Below are 22,906 nucleotides of genomic sequence, written 5' to 3'. Positions count from 1 at the left end.
GAGAATTGATTAACTAATGCGTTTTGCTAAACTAAAAGCAGCTAGCAGGATTGTTGAGCAAACAGGAACATAAAAATATGACTGTCAACTCTGTTCAAAATTCAGAATCCTCTCAAGAACACTCGATCGTTGACGTGCAGCAGACAAGCTGCTGCATTGTCGGAGGTGGGCCCGCCGGTGCTGTTTTAGCATTACTTTTAGCGCGGCAAAACATTCCAGTCATCCTGCTAGAACTACACAAAGATTTCGATCGAGAATTTCGGGGCGATACGCTGCATCCGTCAGTAATGGAAATTATGGATCAATTGGGTTTAGCAGAAAAATTGCTGGAATTGCCCCATACAAAAATGCGCCGCCTCACCATCCAAGCTGCTGGGAATACCGCCACACTCGTAGATTTGGCCTGTCTCAAAACCAAGTATCCTTACATCACTATCCTTCCTCAAGTCAAGTTTCTCGAATTCATTACTGCCCAAGCGCAGCGCTACCCCAGTTTTCAGCTAGTAACGGGAGCTAATGTCCAAGAAACGATCGTAGAAAATGGGGTTGTGTGCGGAATTCGATACCGGGGACGCGGGGGATGGCATGAAGTGCGATCGACCCTCACTGTCGGTGCAGACGGTCGCTTTTCTCGCCTTCGCCAATTAGCAGGTTTTGAACCGATTAAAACTTCCCCGCCGATGGATGTCCTTTGGTTTCGTTTGCCGCGCAGTCCCCATGATGTCAAAGATTTCGGCGTGGGAGGTCGAGCTGGTGGAGGTCATTTATTAGCCATAATTGACCGCTTGGATTATTGGCAACTCGGTTACATTATTCTGAAAGGCAGGTATCAGAAATTGCGCGAATCAGGAATAGAAGCTTTGCAAAAATCTGTTGCTGAATTAGCACCAGAATTTGCAGATAGGGTCGAGCAACTAAAAGATTGGTCGCAAATTTCTTTTCTGTCCGTTGAATCGAGTCGCCTTCCCCGCTGGTATCGTCCCGGTTTACTCTTAATTGGGGATGCCGCTCACGTCATGTCGCCCGTAGGCGGTGTGGGAATTAACTATGCTATTCAAGATGCTGTCGTGGCGGCCAATGTACTCAGCGCCCCCCTGAAAAACAATCACTTGCATCTGTGGGATTTGGCCGAGGTGCAGCGACAGCGGGAGTTGCCCACACGCATCATTCAAGCATTTCAGTCGTTTGTACAGGAGCGAATTATTAAAGGGGCATTAGATACAAATCGACCGTTTACACCGCCACTTTTGTTGCAGTTACCAATTTTGCGAAATATTCCAGCGCGATTAATTGGTTTTGGATTAAACCGGGTTCGGCTGCGAAATTAATCAGATACACCAATCCTAAATATAGAGGTAGAATGACGCACGGGTGGTCAGAAACCGGGTTTTTTGACGAAAATCTTTCGCACTCACCCATAATATAACAGAGGAAACCCAGTGCCACGCATTTTTGACAACATCGAACTGCCACTGCTACCAGCATTGCGAGACACCATTAAACTCTCCTATCGGGCAGATTTTTGCGTTGGCTATTTCAATCTTCGGGGATGGCGGAGAATTGGCGATTTAATCGAAGCTTATGTGGGAAATCCAGGAGCCTGCTGCCGCCTTTTGGTGGGAATGCAAAGTTTGCCGACCGATGAATTGAATGCTAGTTTTAGCCTAATTTCCCATCACAGCGGGATTGACAATAATGCCATTATTCGGCTCAAAAAACGGATGGCTGAGGAATTTCGTCAGCAGTTGACTATCGGCGCTCCCAGTGATATTGATGAAGCAGGATTACGCAGGTTAAGCTATCAGATTAAAACCGGAAAAGTCATTGTTAAATTTTTCTTAGCTTATCCGCTTCACGCTAAGCTATATCTCGTTCACCGTCAAGACCCCAACAGCCCAATTGTAGGTTTTTTGGGCAGCAGCAATCTGACTTTATCGGGACTATCGAAACAAGGGGAATTGAATATTGATATTTTAGATTTTGATGCTTGTAATAAGTTACAAAAATGGTTTGACGATCGCTGGGAAGAATACGGCTGTATTGATATTTCTAAAGAACTCGCAGAAATTATCGATCGCAGTTGGGCGAGATCCGAACTAATTCCCCCTTATCACATCTATCTAAACATTGTCTATCATTTGTCCCGCGAGGCGATCGCAGGTATTGCTGAGTTTCAGATTCCCCGCGATTTTAAGGGTTTATTTAAATTTCAAGAAGAAGCCGTTAAGCTAGCAGCCCGTCACATTACCAAACGGGGAGGCGTGATTATTGGCGACGTTGTAGGGTTGGGTAAAACTTTAGTCGGTACGGCGATCGCCAAAATTTTACAAGAAGACTGTCTCTTGGAAACCCTGATTATTTGTCCCAAAAACTTAGTCAAAATGTGGCAGGAATATGCAGATAACTTTCGCCTGCTTGCGAAAGTCTTATCCATCAGTCGGGTGCAGCAAGAATTGCCAGAATTACGCCGCTATCGAGTTGTGTTAATTGATGAAAGTCACAACCTGAGAAACCGAGAAGGCAAGCGATATCGAGCGATTCAAGAATATATTGCTATCAACGAAAGTAAATGTATTTTGCTTTCAGCAACTCCCTACAACAAAACCTATTTAGATTTATCTTCTCAGTTGCGGCTGTTTATTCCTGAAGATCAAAATTTAGGACTGCGGCCCGAAGCTTTGCTGAATCAATTGGGCGGAGGCAGTCAAGGAGAGTTAGAATTTATTAAGCGGCATCAATGTTCCGTGCGCTCTTTAGCTGCTTTTGAAAAAAGCGAACATCCTGATGATTGGCGAGATTTGATGAAGCGCTACATGGTGAGGCGCACTCGCTCGTTTATCAAAGAAAATTATGCGGAAACTGACGCAGAGAAGGGGCGCAAATATTTAGAATTTGCCGATCGCACGCGCTCCTATTTTCCCGATCGCATTCCAAAAACTATTAAGTTTTCTTCGGAAGTCTCAGCAGCTAAATCCCATACGCAGCTTGACTTTGAGGAAATTGTCGAAGTCATCAATGCACTAAATCTGCCGCGTTACGGACTCGGAAATTACATTGCCAAAAAACCCAAACAAAAGCCGACTGAAGCAGAACAGCGGCAGTTAAATGCCTTATTCCGTGGGGGTCGTCGGTTAATGGGATTTTCGCGGACAAACTTGTTTAAGCGCCTAGAAAGCAGCGGCAGTGCCTTTATTCAGTCGATCGAGCGACATATCCTGCGGAATTTTATCTACTTATATGCGATCGACCACAACTGCGATATTCCGATCGGCACTCAGGATGCAGACTTGTTGGATACCCGCAACAGCGATGAAGATGCTGATTCAGTGGTGGTTAGCAGTTTTGAAAGCGAAGAAATCGAAGATGATGCGGGCGAAGTTTTAGATATCGAAGCCCAATTACTGTTAAACGAAAAGAGTTTTAAACAGCGCGCAGAAGTAGTTTATCAAGAATATCAAACGCGCTATAAACGCAGGTTTAAATGGCTAAAATCTGACTTCTTTGATACCAAGAAGTTAAAACGGGATTTGCTAGCCGATGCCCACTGTCTGATAGAAGTATTGCAAACTTGCGGTGCATGGCATTCTCAACCAGATGAAAAGTTAGCTGCTTTGGTGAAATTGCTCACAGAAACTCACCCCCATGATAAAGTATTAATTTTTACTCAGTTTGCCGATACAGTCCGCTATATAACTGATAATTTAACGGCCCTAAATATTGGGGGCGTTGCCTCGGTGACAGGTAAATCAAAAGACCCCACCGAACTGACATTCCGGTTTAGTCCGACTAGCAGCGGCAAGGTGGATCAAATCTCGCCAGAACAAGAATTGCGAATCTTAATTGCTACCGATATTTTGAGTGAAGGTCACAACTTGCAAGACAGCGCGATTATCGTTAATTATGACTTACCTTGGGCAATTATTCGGTTGATTCAGCGGGCGGGAAGGGTGGACAGAATCGGTCAAAAAGCTGAGCAGATTTTGTGTTATTCATTCTTGCCGGATGAAGGAGTCGATCGCATTATCAACCTGCGCGAAAGACTGCGCCGGCGCTTGCAAGAAAATGCCGAGGTTGTCGGAACCGATGAGACATTTTTTGAGGATGACTCACCTCAAGTCATTCTAGATATTTACAATGAAAAATCAGGGATTTTAGATGGCGAAGAAGATGCCGAAGTTGACTTAACATCCGAAGCTTTTCAAATCTGGAAAAATGCCACTGACAACAACCCTATTTTGAAAAAAACGATTGAGTCAATGCCAAATGTAGTTTATTCCACTCGCAATCATACTCCCGCACCGTTGCAACCAGAAGGAGTTTTATTGTACATGAAAACCGCCGAGGGAAATGATTCGTTAATTTGGGTCGATCGCGATGGCAATAGCGTTACTCAATCGCAACTGGCAATTTTAAGAATTGCAGCTTGCGACGAATCGACCCCAGCTATTCCGAAAGACAAACAGCATCACGAATTAGTCACAAAAGGTGCAGAGTTGATAGCAGAAGAAGAGCAAAATGCGGGCGGACAATTGGGCCGGCCTTCCGGGGCCAGGTTCCGAACCTATGAACGTTTGAAGAGTTACTTTAAGGAAATGGATGGTACAATATTTGCATCCGATGAATTGGCAAAGGCAATCGATGAAATTTACCGCTATCCCCTGCGCCAGTCGGCAATTGACACCTTGAATCGGCAGTTAAAAAGCGGTATTGGCGATCGACAATTAGCAGAATTAGTCGTGGGTTTGCGGATGGATGATCGTTTGTGTATAGTCAATGAAGACGAAGACAAACGGGAACCCATGATTATTTGTTCTTTAGGCTTGTTTCAGGAGATATAATTATTGGGAGTCGAGAAACCGGGAACGGGCAAGATGCCCATTCCACAATCAAATTAAGCCTTGTGGAACGGGCATCTTGCCCGTTATTGAAAAGAGTACAACATCTCAGATTTAACCTCCTTCTTCCTTCTTCCTTCTTCCTTCGGACTGAAATCTGTTCCATCCGTTACATCCGTTACATCCGTTACAGAATCCGTTGCCGAACTTCCTTCTTCTTTCATATATAACTATGTCACAAACACTTAAAGAATCCCGCCAACTTCTCCAAGACTTTGAATTTAATAAATTATTCGTCCAAAAACTCGGTTGGGATAATCCATCTTCCCACAAAACCGTACCTCTAGAAATAGAAGGCGAGACTTATTTCCGAAAAGCCATTTCCCAACTTAACGGAGTAGTTGTATATGAAATTACCAGCGCTAGCGGAAATATCCCCAACAGCCCCGAAAGACTGACGATTTATCGCGAAATCGTCCAAATTTCCGCCGAAAATCTATTGATTTTTATTGACAAAAATCGCACTAAATGTCTGTGGTATTGGGTAAAGCGCGAAGGTACAAAACTTTATCCCCGCGATCATGTGTACGTGAAACGGGAACCTTGCGATTTGCTGCTGAGTAAAGTGACAGCTTTAAAGGTTGATTTAGAAGAATTAGACACGCTTTCGGTGATTGATGTCGCCCAAAGATTGCAGGCTGGATTGGATGTCGAACGAGTAACTAAAAAGTTTTTTGAAGAGTTTAAACAGCAACACGTTGAATTTTTAAGTGTGATTCGCGGCATTGACAAGGAAACAGATAGACGCTGGTATACTTCGGTTTTACTCAACCGCTTGATGTTTGTTTATTTTTTGCAGCGCAAAGGATTTATCGACAGCGGAAAAATGCTGTATTTGCAGGAAAAGTTAGTCGAAAGCAAGCAGCGGGGAACGGATTTATTTTACTCGCAATTCTTGAAAACACTGTTTTTTGATGGATTTGCTAAACCTCGGGATTTGCGGGAGGAAGGCGTTAAAGAATTAATCGGCGATGTTAAATATTTGAATGGGGGACTGTTTCTAGAACATCCCATCGAACAAAATTATCCGAATATCGCCATACCCGATGCTGCTTTTGAGAAAATCTTAGATTTATTTGGGCGCTATTCTTGGAATCTCGACGATACAGTGGGTGGGAACGAAAACGAAATTAATCCGGCGGTTTTGGGATACATTTTTGAGAAATACATTAACCAAAAAGCCTTTGGTGCTTATTATACCAGACCGGAGATTACTGAATATTTGTGCGATCGCACAATCAACAAACTAATCCTCGATAGAGTCAACCAATCCCTTAACTCTTCCTCCCATGCCCAATTCCCCATGCCCGATGCCCAATGCCCGATTCCCCGTCACTTTGAAACCATCACCGAACTCCTCACCAATCTCGATGCCAATCTCTGTCGCCGCCTGCTAACAGAAATCCTCCCAAACTTAACATTATTAGACCCAGCCTGCGGTTCCGGCGCCTTTTTAGTCGCAGCCATGAAAACGCTGATTTACATCTATTCAACAGTCATCGGTACAAGCAAATTTTTAACCGATAACTACCTCAATAATTACCTCAAAACAATCGAAAAAGAGCATTCATCACTCAACTACTATATCAAAAAAAAGATTATTAGCGACAACCTCTACGGCGTGGATATCATGCCGGAAGCAGTGGAAATTGCTAAACTGCGACTGTTTTTGGCCTTGGTTTCTGCCGCGCAGAATGTCAACGACTTGGAACCGCTGCCGAATATTGACTTTAACATCATGGCGGGGAATTCCTTAATTGGATTACTGCGGGTGGATGACGCAGAATATGAAGGAAGTCGAGCTCAGTTAAATTTGTTTCACAAGACATACAGACAAGTCTTAGACGAGAAAAACCGTCTGATTTCTATTTACCGTCATGCGACTACCTATAGCCAAAACTTGCAGAGTTTGCGAGATGAAATTGCCGAAAAGAAAGCCTCGGCTATCGAAAATATTAATAAGATTTTGTTGGAAGATTTTAAGCAGTTAAAAATTAAGTTTGAACAAGCACAGATTAGCGGTAAGCCGATTAAGCGTAGCCTGAGTCTCGCTGATATAGAAGCTTTGAAGCCTTTTCACTGGGGCTATGAGTTTGATGAAATTTTGCATCAACGGGGCGGTTTTGATGCGATTATTACCAATCCACCTTGGGAAATTTTTAAGCCAGATGCTAAAGAATTTTTTGCTAATTATAGCAACTTAGTGACTAAAAAAAAGATGGATATTAAGAGTTTTGAAAAAGAGCAAAAGAAACTCTTGCAAGATACAGAGGTTTCTAATGCTTGGTTGGAATATCAGAGCAATTTTCCCCATATCAGTGCTTACTATCGTTCAGCGGAACAGTACAAAAATCAGATTTCGATTGTCAATGGTAAAAAAGCAGGTACTGATATTAACCTCTATAAACTTTTTGTAGAGCAATGTTTTAATCTCTTACGCAGCGGTGGCGAGTGTGGGATTGTGATTCCTAGTGGAATTTACACTGACTTGGGTACTAAGCAACTGCGGCAGATGTTATTTAGTCAAACCAAAGTCACGGGGTTATTTTGTTTAGAAAATCGGAAAACAATTTTTGAAGGAGTTCATAAGAGTTTCAAAATAGTTGTCCTTACTTTTGAGAAGGATGGGATAACAACTGAGTTTCCCTCAGCTTTTATGCGTCTTGATGTGGATGAACTACAAAGGTTTCCTAGTGCTGATAGCTTGCAAGTTAACGTTGAATTAGTGCGGAAGTTGTCTCCTGACTCTCTGTCGGTGATGGAGTTTAAAAATCAGGGAGATATTCGGATTGCTGAGAAAATGCTGCAATTCCCTTTGCTGGGGGAACAGATTGAGGGGAAATGGAATCTGCGGCTAACTGCTGAATTTCACATGACTAATGACAGTCATTTATTCAAGCAAGAACCAGGGAAAGGGAGACTGCCACTTTATGAAGGTAAGATGATTCATCAGTTTACTCATCTTTATGCTAAACCTAAATATTGGATAAATGAGGATGAAGGGCGACAAGATTTATTAGGTAAAAAAGAAGATAGTGAGCAAGCGTTGGATTACCAAAAGTATCGATTAGTATTTCGTGAAATAGCGAGAAATACAGATATACGAACTGTCATCGCTACTTTACTCTCGAAAAATGTATTTGCTAATCATAAGCTTACCACAAGTAGCTTGGTCAAATCCCAAATTAATAATCAGGAGCTTTTGCTAGTTTGTGGAGTATTAAATTCATTTACTTTTGATTTTATTGCTCGACCAAGAGTGACAAGCTCATTCTCAGCATTTATTTTTTACCAGCTACCGATGCCGAGATTAACATCAGGCGATAAATACTTCTTCGACATCGTACAGCGCGCCGCCAAACTAATCTGCACCGCCCCAGAATTTGACGAATTAGCCCAAGAAGTCGGCTTAAACTCCCACCGAGAAGGTGTTACAGATGAAACAGAACGCGCTCAATTGCGAGCCGAATTAGACGGCATCATCGCCCACCTTTACGGCTTAACCGAAGCCGAATTTGCCTATATTTTGACTACTTTTCCGATTGTGCCAGAAACCGTCAAACAAGCAGCTTTGGAAGCCTATCGCACCTTTGCGGGATAATCTGGAGATCCCCCCTAACCCTCCTTAACAAGGGGGGGACAGGAAGCCTATCGCACGTTTGCAGGGGGAAAGAAGAGGAGACGGCAGTGCCGTTTCCCTACAAATAATTGGGCGGTAGTTACATATCTCGTGCATGAAAATTGATGATTTTGCGCTAGGGAAACGGCATTGCCGTGTCCTCTTTTCCTCCGCCAGTCCTCCCGCCTACCCGCCAGTCCGCCAGGGAATGAATTCCCTGTCTAATAGCGAAAGTCCTCTGAAAGAGGACTGAAGAACAACTCATTAGTCCTCTTTGAGAGGACTTTCGCTTTGAGGCAGGGGTTTCAACCCTTGCCGGACTGTCGGTTTAACGTGTTTGTTGACACCTCCAAGCACAGCCGTCTCCCTACAGATTTCCCAAAAAAATGTAACGAGTTGTAAAGTATAATTAAACCGAAGCGAACACAGAGGCCAAGTAGTATCAAATGCGAGTTGCGATCGCCGGAGCAGGCTTAGCAGGACTTTCCTGCGCTAAATATCTCACCGACGCGGGCCACACCCCCATAGTCCTAGAAAGTCGAGACGTACTCGGCGGCAAAGTAGCCGCCTGGAAAGATGCAGACGGCGACTGGTACGAAACCGGCCTCCACATCTTCTTCGGCGCATACCCGAATATGCTCCAACTCTTCAAAGAACTTGACATTGAAGACCGGCTGCAATGGAAAGAGCACTCGATGATTTTCAATCAGCCGGAAACCCCCGGAACCTATTCCCGCTTTGACTTTCCCGACCTTCCCGCCCCCTTCAACGGCGTCGCAGCCATCTTGAGCAACAACGATATGCTCACCTGGCCCGAAAAAATCCGCTTTGGCATCGGTTTGATTCCGGCGATGCTTCAGGGTCAAAACTATGTCGAAGCAATGGACAAATACTCGTTTTCCGACTGGCTCAAAAAGCAAAACGTCCCCCCCAGAGTCGAAAAAGAAGTATTCATCGCCATGTCCAAGGCGCTCAACTTCATTGACCCCCACGAAATATCTGCAACCATACTGCTGACAGCCCTCAACCGCTTCTTGCAAGAGAAAAACGGCTCGAAAATGGCCTTTTTAGACGGTTCCCCCACAGAGAGGTTGTGTCAGCCGATGGTAGACTACATAACTGAGCGCGGCGGTGAAGTACGGCTGAATGCACCCATCGGGGAGTTTTTGCTCAACGATGACAACACGGTGCGCGGCTTCCAGATTCGGGGAGTAAAAGGGGCAGAGTCAGAAATTCTGACGGCCGATATTTACGTTTCCGCGATGCCGGTTGACCCGCTGAAGTTGATGATGCCGAAACCTTGGGGCGAAATGGATTATTTCAAACAGCTCGAAGGCTTGGAGGGAGTACCCGTCATTAATGTACACTTGTGGTTCGATCGCAAATTAACTGACATCGACCATTTGCTGTTCTCGCGATCGCCCCTGCTGAGCGTCTACGCCGACATGAGCAACACCTGCCGCGAATATGCCAACCCAGACAAATCAATGCTGGAACTGGTTTTAGCACCGGCCAAAGACTGGATAGGCAAGTCTGACGAAGATATCGTCGCAGCCACAATGGTCGAGTTAGAAAAACTCTTTCCCGATCAAATCCCAGAACCAGCCAAACTGCTCAAATATCACGTAGTCAAAACCCCTCGTTCCGTCTACAAAGCCACTCCCGGACGCCAGCAGTGCCGTCCCACACAAACAACTCCGATTAGCAATTTCTATCTAACGGGGGATTATACGATGCAGCGTTATCTTGCGAGTATGGAAGGTGCCGTGCTTTCTGGTAAGCTGACAGCGCAGGCTATTTCAACGGCCAATAACCAATGAAAAATTAAGAATTTTTCATAAAGACGTAAAAAATCTCCCGTTTTCTAAACGGGGGAAAATCAGTTCTAATCTTTAAATTTCTTATTCTCGGATGCTGCAACTGTCAAAACTCCAGTGCATGAGAACTCTGGCCTCTGTGGATGACTCTTACGAACTGTGCCGCCAAGTCACGGCGAGTTATGCCAAAAATTTTTATTTAGGCACTCAACTCATGCCCGAAGCCAAGCGTCGGGCGATTTGGGCGATTTACGTCTGGTGCCGCCGCACCGACGAACTCGTAGACGGGCCGGGTTCTGATGCAACGACCCCTGAAACCCTCAATCTGTGGGAAAAACGGCTAGAATCTGTGTTTGCCGGCCATCCTCACGACGACTACGACGTAGCGTTGGTGGATACGCTGTCTCGTTTCCCGATCGACATTGGGCCGTTTCGAGAGATGATTGCGGGCCAGCAAATGGACTTGTACCGCAGCCGCTACGAAACTTTTGAAGAGCTCAATCTTTACTGTTATCGAGTAGCGGGTACTGTAGGGCTGATGTCGATGTCTGTCATGGGTGTAGGCGAATCGAGCTCCGCTGCTAACTGGAATTGGCACTGGGGGAATAGAATTCCCAAAGAAGAAGCGATAGCCCTGGGTATTGCCAAGCAGTTGACTAATATTCTGCGCGATGTCGGAGAAGACGCCCGCCGCGGCCGCATTTACATACCCTTAGAAGACTTAGCCTTGTTTAACTACACCGAAGAAGATTTATTCAATGGTGTAATTGACAACCGCTGGCGGGAATTGATGCGGTTTCAAATTCAGCGAGCTCGCAAATTATACGCCAGCGCCGAACCGGGAATTAAAGTGCTCAGTCCCGATATCCGCTGGACTGTTTGGGCTGCTACCATGCTGTACAGCAGAATCTTAAATGCGATCGAACGCAATCAATACGATGTGTTTCAGAAGCGGGCTTATGTTAGCAATTCTCAGAAACTGCTGTGTCTCCCCGCCGCTTGGATGAAGTCAAAAGTGCTTTAGCCGCAGGCAATTTTGCTGGCGATTGGGCAACTGGTAAGGGGTATTTGTCAAGTTACAAATTATATGATGTCCAGCAAATTGCATATTAGGTTTGTGGGGATGCGCTAGTGCCGTGTCCCTACGTTTGGTGTGTTAATTTAAGTCAAATTAGTGGAGTAGCTGGCGGAATTTGCAATTGGGCGATCGAACTTTCCAACAATTGCTTTTCCTGCTGGAGTTTTGCTTCTAAATTTTGAATTTGTTCTCGGCGGGCTTCAACTTCAATCAAGCGGCGAGACAATTCTTGACTTTGCAAAGTGAGAGATTGCCTCCAATCTTCTGCTTTCTGGGCTTCTTGCTGCAAAAAATCGGGAGTAAAGCCTGTTGTTAAATATTTCTCTACTAATTGTAGCACCCAGTTGGTCGCTGCTTGAATATGCAAAACCTGGCTCTTTTCGTCAACATTTGCTAATACTAAAACACCTTCATTTAAGAAATTAGCGGCGGAGTTATTTGGGTTTTTAACAAAATCTGTCGCTAATGTCAACACATTTTGTTCACCAATAATCGCCCAAGTACCATCAGCATTTTGACAAGCCAGCAATTGCAGGGAAGCTTCGCCTAAAACTTCCTGACTTTGGACTTTAGCTAAATATAACATAAGGGTTATTGGGAATTGGGAATTGTATCATTCGCCCGATAGCGCTCTGACAATTTATATTTTAACCTAGCGAATGGCGATCGCCCTTTGATCTCCGGGATGGGAGAGGGGCCATTGGTGTCAACAACCAGCTCAAATACAGTCACAGATTGCTGGCAAGACCATTAAACGCAAAATCCCCCCGCATTTTTGTCCTCTACTCCCCCTGATTGTTCGGGGGACAAGAACTTACTCTTTCGTTCCCCCAACAATCAAAGGGACTTAGGGGGATCTAGACTTGGCATAAAAACGATATTTCTCAAGGGTTTTAGGCTTAAGTTGATACAAAAAATTGGTTTTAATAGGCATAGAAAACTTACTCGCACAGCCAGAAATTCTTTCACTCAATATCTGTCAACCGCAAATTTTCGCTAAAGGTGATATGACACTCCAAAATTCTGGGTAAGCTATCCGTAGGAATACGGTCATTGAAATTTAAGCACATATACAGAGTCAGTCATTGACTTTCGATCGATTTGTTTGAAATTGACTCAAACGCTCGATTCCCATTGCATAAATTTCTCAAAATCTGGGTTGCAAAAACCCAAATAGAAAATGTTTGTTGGTACTCATCAAGCCAGGATAATGCTATGGATATTGTTGAACAAATTCCCCATAACTTAGTCAAACACTATCAAATTAAAAAGCTACTCGGAGAAGGCGGTAGTAGCACAACTTATGAAGCCGTTGACCTCAAAACACACCAGCGAGTCGCACTCAAAGCTTTGTCTTTACAGAAGATGAATGACTGGAAAGTTCTGGAACTATTTGAACGAGAAGCCAATGTTTTATCAAAATTGAATCATCCGGGAATTCCGCGTTATTTAGATTATTTTTATGTCGATACTCCCGATAACCGTTGTTTTTATATAGTACAAGAACTGGCCCAAGGGCAATCTCTAGCAAGTTTAGTGGAAAATGGCTGGCACGCTAGCGAATCCGAAATTCAACGCATTGCCGCACAAATTTTGGAGATTTTAGTTTATCTCCATTCACAGACACCACCTGTTATCCACCGGGATATTAAACCAGAAAATATTGTTTTTAAATCCCCCATTAATTCCCACCAACCAAAAGATTGGGAAGTTTGCTTAGTAGATTTTGGAGCAGTGCAAAACACTTATTACAATACTTTAATGCGAGGAAGTACCGTAGTGGGAACCTATGGTTATATGGCTCCCGAACAATGTCTCGGACAAGCGGTACCTGCAACAGATTTATATGGTTTGGGAGCGACATTGTTGTATTTACTAACCCACCGTTCCCCCGCCGAATTACCAACAAATATACTAGAGAAAGATTTTCGCTCTCAAATTCAGATTTCAGCAGCATTTGCCGATTGGTTAGAAGAAGCGATCGCGCCAGATTTAGAAAACCGCTTTAACTCGGCAAAAGAAGCGCTTGAATTGCTGCGAAATCCTCGAATAGTTAGCGTTAAATCCGATCGATCGATGCAATGGGAAAAACGCCTCAAAATAGGAATTGCTGCTATTGCTACTGTTGCTGTTTTAAATCACTTTAAATATCCCATCCTCAACCGGATTGGATTTACACCCTATGCAGTTTCCGAGGCTGTCAGACACGGAGATACTAAAACTGTTAGGCATTATCTGGATCTTGGTATTAGTGCCAATAGCAGGATAGGCAATGTAAATTTACTACACTTTGCTGGCTCAAAAGAGGTGGCAGAATTGTTAATTGCCAAAGGTGCAGATGTCAACGCTAAGGATACACATGGCTGTACCCCGTTACACTGGGCTGCTATGTGTGATCGCATAAAAGTAGCACAGACGCTAATTGCTAAAGGTGCAGATATTAACGCCAGGACAAGAAGTCAATATTTTGATGGAACTCCTCTGTTTTTTGCCCGATCGCCTGAAATGGCCAAGTTGCTGATTGCTAAAGGTGCGGATGTCAATGCCAAAAACACAAATGGCTTGACTCCTCTACATACGGCGGGATCGAAGGCGATCGCACAAATACTACTTGCTGCGGGCGCAAAAATTAACATCAAAGAAGACAATGCCCAATATGGCAAGAGTACAGCTTTATTACATAACGCAGCAAAAATAGGCTTTAAGGAGTTGGTACAACAGCTAATTAACAACGGCGCGAATGTGGTTATCAGGGATAGTAAACAAAGAACTCCACTGCACTATGCAGCCACCAAAGAAGTTGCTGCTTTGCTAATGCTGGATGTCAATGCTAGGGACAAATTTGGAAATACTCCGTTACACCTAGCTGTCGATCGAGGATCTCAAGATATCGCTGAACTGCTAATTGCTAATGGCGCAAGGGTTAACGTTAGAAATGCGAAGGGTCAAACTCCATTGTATCGAGCGATCGCGATCGGACACAATGAGATTGCTGCACTGCTAATTAACAACGGTACAGATGTCAATAATATAGATGGATCTGGCACAACTCCACTGCACAAAGCCGCACATTATGGCAATGTAAAAATCTTAAAATTGCTGATTGCTAAAGGTGCAGAAATTAATATCCAGGATAATCAAATAAAAACTCCACTGGATATCGCCGTAGACCTGCAACTTCACGATACAGTGGCGCTGCTAATTAGTAAAAACCCAGATGTTAATAGTGAAGACAAAGAAGGCAGAACTTTACTGCATATCGCTGTCGATTTCAAACTTGAGGATGTAGCCAAACAACTCATTGCCAAAGGTGCATTCGTTAATGCCAAAAATAACTTGCTTCAAACTCCCCTGCATCTTGCTGTTGCTCAAGGATCTCAAGATATCGCTGAACTGCTAATTGCTAATGGCGCAAGGGTTAACGCTAGAAATGCGAACGGTCAAACTCCATTGTATCAAGCGATCGCGATCGGACACAATGATATTGCTGCACTGCTAATTAAAAACGGTGCAGATGTTAATAATAGAGATATGTGTAACACAACTCCACTCCACAAAGCAGCACATTATGGCACTGTAGAAATTTTAAAATTACTGATTGCTAAAGGTGCAAAAATTGACGCTACAAACTGCGAGGGCGACACGCCGCTCAAGATAGCAGAAACCAACTGGAACCCCGACCGAGAAGCAGCAGCCCAAATACTCAGAGATCACGGCGCAACACACTAATTATCCAAAACAAACCCAGGCAGAAAAATATGGAAACACTACAACACTCGGAAAAAATCATTGCTGAAAGATATCGCATTCTCGGCAAATTAGGACAGGGTGGAGTTGGAATCACCTATGCTGCTGTAGATTTAAACAGCAATCAAAAAGTTGCACTCAAAGCTTTATCCCTGCGCCTGACAACTGAATGGAAGAAAGTCGAGTTATTTGAACGAGAAGCAAAAACTTTATCGGGATTGAATCATCCGGGAATTCCTCACTACATTGACTACTTTCAAGTTGATACTTCCCAAGAGCGTTGTTTTTATATCGCCCAACAACTCGCACCGGGAAAATCTCTCGCACAGTTGATAGAAAATGGCTGGAAACCAAATGAAGCGCAAGTTCGTCATATCGCCTATCAATTGCTAGAAATTCTAACTTACCTGCAATCGCTGTTACCTCCTGCAATCCACCGAGATATTAAACCCCAAAATATTATTCTGCAAAAAAATGGGCGAGTCTTCCTAGTTGATTTTGGCGCAGTTCAAAATACTTACCATCATACCGTTACTGGAGGCAGTACCGTTGTCGGGACCTACGGTTACATGGCACCAGAACAATTCCGAGGAAAAGCTGTATTGTCAACAGATTTGTATGGATTAGGAACAACGCTGCTTTTCCTGTTAACCCAGAAATTTCCATCGGATTTACCCAGACAAAAGCTGAAGGTAAAATTCCGCGATCGCGTCTCTATTTCTCCAGAGTTTGCCGACTGGTTGGAGAAGATAATTGAACCCGCAGTTGAAGATCGATTTCAATCAGCAAAAGATGCTTTATTAGCGCTGCGAGGGGAACAGCCAAGCGGGATTAATCCCGAAAAAATGTTTAAGCGCTCGCCCCAATCCCGAATTACTTTAATTGACGCTAAACGGTGGTTATTCATCCATATACACCCCGATCGTTCACCTAGCAGACTCAAAGGGTTTTTCCACTTCATTCATCTGACTTGTAAAGTTTTACTTCCCTGCTCTTTGCTCCTTCCAATTTTCCACTTATCACTAGGGGTGATACCCGCACCGCTGGGCTCGACAGTTAGCTTGTTTAAATACACTGTAGCCGACTGGCTAGGTAAATTATTTCAGCTATTTGTATTTATATCAATCATAGCTGTAATAATATTTACCGTATTTTATGCTTTGATGTGCTTGTGTTGGATTGATTATTATCTATTCACTAGACCAAGACCAATTCAAATCAGCCCTCAAGATATCCAGCGGGTAAAGTTGAGGGGAATTCATCTGCCATTGCTCAAAAAATGGATTACTTTTTGCGGGATTCGCACCAAGTCGCGTAACTATTGTTTTGGCTTATTTTTGCCGCAAGCGGAGAAAGAATGGTTGGTAGGGGAATTAAATGCTTGTTTAAGTAAACTCAAGTAAATCATTTCAGAGGGCGCTTGTCGCTCCCTAAAGTAAGTCTGTTAAATGACTATAATCAATTAAACCCTTGCTAGACAAGGATTTCATACTAGGTTGTGTTGAAACATAAGGATTGCGAGATCATTAATCCTATAGCCAAAAACAATTTTATCAGATCGGGTACGCCTTGATGCAGTGCTGGAAACACTGCACCAATCCACAATCACCTCATGAGTTGGGTCGTATACCCACAACTTCAAATCATATTCCGCGATCGCTAGTCAACCATTAAAACACCTTTAGCCGATCGCGCAAAATCTCCGCTTGTTTTTCCGCTTCCGCCAAAGCATCCCTCGCGCCCTGAACCACATCAGGAGTAGCCTTATCCACAAACTTCTGATTAGTCAAGCGCGCCGCAGTATGCTTAATTTCAGCTTCCACCTTGCTCAGCTTCTTCTCTAACTTAGCACGTAAAGCAGCCAAATCGACCACCCCAGCCAGAGGAATCAATACTTGCACAGTACCGACAACCCCAGCAATTGTCTGTCCCAAATCTGCATCCAAACTAGCAGTAACTGTCAGATTTTCGACTTTTGCCAAATCCTGAATGTAAACGCCTCCATCTGAGATTATTTGGCGTTCTTTCTCGTTTTCGCTTTGCAAAATCGCCGTCACCTTCACACTGGGTTTGATATCAGAATCTGCCCGCAAATTGCGAATAGTGCGAATTGTACCGAACAACAACTCAAACTGCTGTTCTAATTCAGCATCAATTAGCGAAACATCAGCTTCAGGATAAGCTTGCAAAGCCAAACATTTATCATCACCTGTTTGAGTCAGAGTGTGCCAAATCTCCTCAGTAATGTGCGGCATAAAAGGATGCAGCAGTTTCAGAATCCCTTCTAACACAAAAGCAAAAGTTTGCTGTGCCACTTTCTTAGAATTGGGTTGAGCATCCTGCTGCAAGCGAGACTTGACTAACTCAATATACCAGTCACAGAAATCGCCCCAAATAAACTCATAAAGTCCCTTCGCCGCTTCCCCCAAACCGTAATTTTCCAAACAATTGCGGCTTTCTCGCACAACTTGATAATAGCGAGACAGAATCCAGCGATCGCACAATTCCAAACCAGCTTCCACAGAAGGACTTCCCAAATGCTGCGGAGTCTGTCCCTCTAAATTCATCATCACAAACCTGGCCGCATTCCACAACTTATTCGTGAAGTTCCGCGAAGCTTCCACTGATTTCGATTCATCAGTTTTGCGATCGTACTCCATGCGAATATTTTGACCGGCCCCAACCACTTCCTTAACCAAAGTGTAGCGCAAAGCATCAGTACCGTACTTGCCAATCAACAGCAGTGGATCGATACCGTTATTTTTACTCTTAGACATTTTCTGACCGTTTTCATCCAACACCAAACCGTGAATGTAAACAGTATCAAAAGGCATCTTTCCAGTAAAATTTCCTGCCATCATCGTCATTCTAGCAACCCAGAAAAAGATGATATCAAAACCAGTAACCAAAGTAGTTGTCGGATAGTAAAACTCCAAATCTTTAGTTTCGTCAGGCCATCCCAAAGTTGAGAAAGGCCACAAGCCGGACGAAAACCAAGTATCCAATACGTCTGGATCTCTTGCTAACTGCACGTCATTACCAAATTTAGCCTCTGCTTTTTCCCTAGCCTCAGCTTCAGTTTTCGCCACCACAAACGGCGTCGTGTCAGTAATTTCGCCGTTAGTTTCGTTAACAGCATACCAAGCCGGGATTTGGTGTCCCCACCACAATTGTCGGGAGATACACCAATCCTTCAGCTTCACCAACCAATCCCGATAAACCTTTGTCCATCTGTCAGGAACAAAGACTGGTGAGTTACTTTGATCTAATGCTTCTAAAGCACGTTGAGAAAGAGGCTCGATCTTCACAAACCATTGCGTAGATAGCAACGGTTCGACAGGAACTTTGCCGCGTTCGCTGTAGGGAACTGTATGCTTATAATCTTCTATTTTAACCAAAACCCCGTCAGTTTCTAACCGCTGCACCACATTTTTTCGCGCAACAAATCGGTCTTGCCCCTGGAACTCTCCGGCATTTTCATTTAAAGTGCCGTCCTTATTCATGATGTTAATAAACGGCAAATTGTGACGCTTACCCATCTCGAAGTCATTCGGATCGTGGGCGGGAGTTACTTTGACGCAACCTGTTCCGAAAGTTGGATCGACAAACTCATCAGCAACGATCGGGATTTCCCGATTTACGATCGGCAAAGTCACAGTTTTACCGATAAGATGCTTGTAGCGATCGTCCTTGGGATTCACCGCCACCCCAGTATCGCCCAACATCGTTTCCGGCCGAGTCGTCGCCACCTCCAAATAACCAGAACCGTCCGTCAAAGGATAGCGGAAATGCCACAAATGCCCGTCAACTTCCTGCTGGTCTACCTCCAAATCCGACACGGCAGACTGACTGGCCGGACACCAATTCACCAAGTAATTGCCGCGATAAATCAGCCCCTCATCGTACAGACGGACAAACGCTTCTAAAACCGCAGCGGATAAGCCTTCATCCATCGTAAAGCGTTCACGCGACCAATCGACAGACACGCCCAAACTGCGTAATTGATTAGTAATAGTATTGCCCGATTCAGCTTTCCACTCCCAGGCCCGTTCCAAGAATTTTTCTCTACCTAAATCGTGGCGAGTTTTGCCTTCTGATTTGAGTTGCTTTTCGAGAATAGTTTGAACTGCGATGCTAGCATGATCCGTTCCCGGCAACCACAGCGTATTGCGTCCAGTCATGCGGTGATAGCGGACGAGGACATCAATCAGCGTCTCTTCAAAAGCGTGTCCCATGTGGAGGCTGCCGGTCACGTTGGGCGGCGGGATAACTACGCAGTAAGGTTCGCCGCCGGCTTCTGGGTCAGCTTTGAAGGTTTGGTTGTCTTCCCAGTATTTTTGCCACTTCGCTTCGGTGGCTTTGGGGTCGTATTGCGGGGGTAGGTTTGCGGTCATGGTGGCTTGAGAGTTTGATCTTATTTATGATTGTGCCATAGAAGGGAGGAGAAGAGTTTTGAACCGCATCCGCGTCAGAGGCAGAGGGAAGAGCGATATTCAAGGCGGGGCGGGCTTACGTTAAAATGAAGGTAAAATTAAAAGGTTTGATGGCATTATGAATGTAGCAGCACTTCGACATCAAATCGATCGATGGCTCGATCGACTCTCTCCAGAACATCTGGCATTAGTTGCGAGTTTTATAGAGTTTCTAAGCCAAAAGCAACGTCAGGGGGTAATCATTTCGCAAAATAATCTGCCAGAGGTTTTCTCAGCAGAAATTCAAGAGATGCCTCCTGCTAATTCTTTTAGTATTCCAGAACCCTCAGAAATTGACGGAGAGGGCCAATCTAAAGCAGCGCTTCTACAAGATTTTCGGCAAGCTTGGCACGAAGCCATGACTGGGCAAACCATTTCGGTTGCTCAAATGTGGGAAGGAATTGAAGAGGTTTCGACATCTTCAGTGGTAAAATCCTTTTAATATCTTATTTGACAGAAAGCCCTAATCCCAAACCCGCATTATCTCGGAGAAAGCCACGATTTTGCAGAAACACCGGTTTTCTTTTTGCCTTACTCCTCCTGGTAAAACAAATTGCAATAATTAAGGTTCGCAATGAATAACAGTTATCAAACTCCAGTAATTGCGTTTTTTGTTCTTAAAGTCAAACAAAAATTTCTAGTTTGTAGGCGGGATTTACAATAGTATAGCAACACGGGCGACTGCTATACCTCGATTATTTCACCTCCTTATAATCAACTCCATAACTTGTATCTCTCCCCGACAAATACGTAGTTTTCCCGGTTAAAGTCTCCAGAGTTTTTTTCGTTTCAGCCGAAGTAATCGAATTCAGAGGTACGCCGAACTTGCTAGCCAAGCCAGCCGCCACGCCCACACCTTGTCCTTGATAAATATTCACCGTCGCAATTCGCCCGACAGATACCGCCATACCGACATAACCGGACGATCGCCCGACAATGGCTAAATTCTTCACTTTGCTAGCTAAAGCACTTTCTATCCCGAAATTATAGACTGGCAGCGGCGGAATTCTCGCAGATAAATTCTTGACTCCGCCCCGCATATCGAAATCGTAGGAAAAACTGCCGATCGACTTTTCGGGTACTGTTCCCCCTTTGATAATCTCCTGCCCTGTCAGCGGATCTACCACATCGCGAACGTTCAAAGTTTGCCTGATATAAATTTCGTCCGGAAGAAATACTCTCACATCTTTACCAGACTTCTTTTGTAGCCAGTATTGGAGATATGACATTTCTTTAATCATTTCAGGAGTCGGTTTTCTGCCGTTAGCTTCCATCTTCATGATTTGGTTAACTTGGTATTTAAACAGAAATCCGTTCCAGGACAGCACATTTTTGTTATAAACGCAGACATTGCCCTTATCGAAAAAGAATCCTTTATTTTGACTAAATGGCAGATTTCTGTCTATGTGATACGCTGCACCTATGGCTACGCTTCTGATGTCGTAACCGTCTGTATATGGCTGATAAATCGTACTCAAGAAATTCCTCATCCAGAATTTTGTACTGGCAGGATCTTTAGATTTTGTAATGCTTTCTTTAATTTTTTTTACTAAAAGCCTGTTGTAAAGAATTTCATCTTCTATTCTGCGGAAATCGGACATCGTTATACCCGTAATTCTCGGAACTACAGAGACAGCTAAAGTTTCATTTTTGGATTTTATATTTTGAGATTCATATCCTGTATAATAAGATAATCCTGCTTTTCTAGCTAATTCGGCGTCTTGAGTTACGTCAATAAAAGAGTTGGCTTTAATTATTAAATTTCTGCCTTTTACTTCGGCATATTCAATTTTTTTATCTACGACGCGGGGAGTAAGAGTTGAGTTGGAAATAACTTTGATTCCGGCTGCTGAAACCATCTGTTTGAGAGCTCTATCTGCCTTTTTTGGGTCTAAGCAAGATTCGGGCGCATCGGCTTTATCTAAGAATTCCTTAAAACATTGGGCGTAAGGTTGGCGATACCAACCGGGGATTTTATCTACATCGATGTAAGCTAAACCGCCGCGGGTGAGTAAGCCGCCCAAAGGAGCACTTCCGTAGTTCGATCGCACGATCGCAACTTTGCCCTTTGCGCCTAAAGTTTTCTTAGCCCATATTGCTGCACATATCCCCGGTACTTCATCACCATATACTACTACATCAAACTTTTGTTCCGGTGATTTTTTTGGAACTACCGGAGGCGGGCTGCTGGATTTTTGCTGCTGAGTTCCTGTGTCTAAGGTGGCACTTGCTGGGTTTCTATTTGCGATATAATTTTCTACTTCTCTGAAAGGGGGATAGTTAACTAAAAGTTTTACGGCGACAAAGAAGATTGCAATTGAAGCTAATTTCTTGAAATTAGAGAGCATTCAGTTGACTCGTTTATAAATTTGCAATACCTGAAAGCGTAGTTCAGGGTTTACGGAATTGAATATAGCACGTTTAGATAGTTTCAACACAAGTTTAAATTTTCCGGGAACTGTGGTAAACGAATCTTCTCAACCCAAACCTGGTGATGCTGTCCTTGGCAGCCCAAATGCTACAATTACATCAATCACAAATTGAAACATAAAAAACATGACTTTTGAGGCGGTTTTAAATCTTGTTAAGCACTTGTCTCTAGCCGAAAAGTTACGATTGATTAAGTGGATAGTTCCTGAAATAGAACGAGAATTAGTTGTTCTGCCCGCTCCCCGCAAATCATTGTGGGGTTTATGTGCTGACTTGGGAATTGCACCTTCTGCCGCTGATATAGATGAAGCTCGCAGCGAAGAATGGGCGAATTTCCCAAGGGAGGATTTCTAATGCTGCGTGCTGTAGCGGATACTCATGCTGTGATCTGGTATATCTTTGCCGATAAAGCGACTTTCGGTGACTGCTAGAACGACAATAGAAGAGATAGCTGCCGAAGGAAATCAGGTGGCTTTTTCATCAATTACATTAGCAGAAATTGTCTATCTGAGCGAGAGAGGGCGGATTAATTCAACTACTCTCGATCTATTATTGAGAGAAGTTGAGAGCGATGATGCCTTATTGGTTGAAATTCCTTTCGATCGCAATATAGCTGTGACTTTAAGGCAAGTTGACCGATCGCAAATTCCCGATTTACCCGATCGCATGATTGCTGCTACTGCTTTGTATCTTAATGTACCCGTTATTAGTCCCGATCGCCGGATTCAATTATCTAGTATAGACACAATTTGGTAAATCTGAGTCACTCGGCGCAAGTTTAAATGTTCCGGGAACTGTTGTTAGGGGTTTTGCCTGTGTTACTGGTTTGGGAGGGCTATTGATGTGTG

13 protein-coding genes are annotated in these 22,906 nt (G+C 43.9%); 10 read left to right on the top strand and 3 right to left on the bottom strand.

Features of this window, described 5'->3' with window-relative positions:
* Positions 1-77 precede the first annotated feature (77 nt).
* The 5 genes from QUA27_RS11870 (at position 78) to crtB (ending at position 11,355) form a co-directional block, all read left to right on the top strand.
* Positions 78-1,328 (top strand): FAD-dependent oxidoreductase, encoded by a 1,251-nt coding sequence (locus tag QUA27_RS11870; protein WP_333068165.1) that lies wholly within the window; start codon positions 78-80, stop codon positions 1,326-1,328.
* Between the two features lie 111 nt (positions 1,329-1,439).
* Complete coding sequence (locus QUA27_RS11865) at positions 1,440-4,838, top strand: helicase-related protein (RefSeq protein ID WP_333068164.1); 3,399 nt, start codon at positions 1,440-1,442, stop codon at positions 4,836-4,838.
* A gap of 229 nt (positions 4,839-5,067) precedes the next feature.
* A complete protein-coding gene (locus QUA27_RS11860; protein WP_333068163.1) occupies positions 5,068-8,496 on the top strand; it encodes an Eco57I restriction-modification methylase domain-containing protein in 3,429 nt (1,142 codons plus the stop codon).
* A 464-nt stretch (positions 8,497-8,960) separates the two neighbouring features.
* Positions 8,961-10,334 (top strand): 15-cis-phytoene desaturase, encoded by a 1,374-nt coding sequence (pds, locus tag QUA27_RS11855; protein WP_333068161.1) that lies wholly within the window; start codon positions 8,961-8,963, stop codon positions 10,332-10,334.
* Positions 10,335-10,425: 91 nt separating this feature from the next.
* Positions 10,426-11,355, top strand: coding sequence for a 15-cis-phytoene synthase CrtB (gene crtB / locus QUA27_RS11850; protein ID WP_242722403.1), 930 nt, complete (start codon positions 10,426-10,428; stop codon positions 11,353-11,355).
* Between the two features lie 142 nt (positions 11,356-11,497).
* On the opposite strand, the gene QUA27_RS11845 is transcribed toward crtB, so the two are convergent.
* On the bottom strand, positions 11,498-11,995 hold the full coding sequence (locus QUA27_RS11845; RefSeq protein ID WP_333068159.1) for an HmpF-related protein: 498 nt from the start codon (positions 11,993-11,995) through the stop codon (positions 11,498-11,500).
* 629 nt (positions 11,996-12,624) lie between these two features.
* On the opposite strand from QUA27_RS11845, the gene QUA27_RS11840 reads away from it, so the two are divergent.
* Both QUA27_RS11840 and QUA27_RS11835 read left to right on the top strand, forming a co-directional pair.
* Positions 12,625-15,138, top strand: a complete 2,514-nt coding sequence (locus tag QUA27_RS11840) for an ankyrin repeat domain-containing protein (protein WP_333068158.1) — start codon at positions 12,625-12,627, stop codon at positions 15,136-15,138.
* A 29-nt stretch (positions 15,139-15,167) separates the two neighbouring features.
* Positions 15,168-16,559: a serine/threonine protein kinase gene (locus QUA27_RS11835; protein ID WP_333068156.1), complete on the top strand. Its 1,392-nt coding sequence runs from the start codon at positions 15,168-15,170 to the stop codon at positions 16,557-16,559.
* 267 nt (positions 16,560-16,826) lie between these two features.
* Here QUA27_RS11835 and QUA27_RS11830 read toward each other — a convergent pair whose 3' ends face one another.
* The gene (locus QUA27_RS11830) at positions 16,827-19,550 is read right to left on the bottom strand and encodes a valine--tRNA ligase (protein ID WP_333068155.1); all 2,724 of its coding nucleotides are present in this window, start codon (positions 19,548-19,550) and stop codon (positions 16,827-16,829) included.
* 157 nt (positions 19,551-19,707) lie between these two features.
* Between QUA27_RS11830 and QUA27_RS11825 the strand changes: the two genes are divergently transcribed.
* Positions 19,708-20,070: a hypothetical protein gene (locus QUA27_RS11825; protein ID WP_333068154.1), complete on the top strand. Its 363-nt coding sequence runs from the start codon at positions 19,708-19,710 to the stop codon at positions 20,068-20,070.
* Between the two features lie 253 nt (positions 20,071-20,323).
* Here QUA27_RS11825 and QUA27_RS11820 read toward each other — a convergent pair whose 3' ends face one another.
* Positions 20,324-21,976, bottom strand: a complete 1,653-nt coding sequence (locus QUA27_RS11820; RefSeq protein ID WP_333068153.1) for an FAD-dependent oxidoreductase — start codon at positions 21,974-21,976, stop codon at positions 20,324-20,326.
* 208 nt (positions 21,977-22,184) lie between these two features.
* Between QUA27_RS11820 and QUA27_RS11815 the strand changes: the two genes are divergently transcribed.
* Both QUA27_RS11815 and QUA27_RS11810 read left to right on the top strand, forming a co-directional pair.
* On the top strand, positions 22,185-22,412 hold the full coding sequence (locus tag QUA27_RS11815; protein ID WP_333068152.1) for a hypothetical protein: 228 nt from the start codon (positions 22,185-22,187) through the stop codon (positions 22,410-22,412).
* A 66-nt stretch (positions 22,413-22,478) separates the two neighbouring features.
* Positions 22,479-22,814 (top strand): type II toxin-antitoxin system VapC family toxin, encoded by a 336-nt coding sequence (locus QUA27_RS11810; protein WP_333068151.1) that lies wholly within the window; start codon positions 22,479-22,481, stop codon positions 22,812-22,814.
* The last annotated feature ends 92 nt before the right edge of the window (positions 22,815-22,906 follow it).

This window comes from Microcoleus harperi Pol14_C6 (assembly GCF_036701295.1).
In the GTDB taxonomy this organism is placed as follows: Bacteria; Cyanobacteriota; Cyanobacteriia; order Cyanobacteriales; family Microcoleaceae; genus Microcoleus.
Note: the sequence above shows the minus strand (reverse complement) of the source record. Positions and strands in the feature narration are given on the sequence as shown.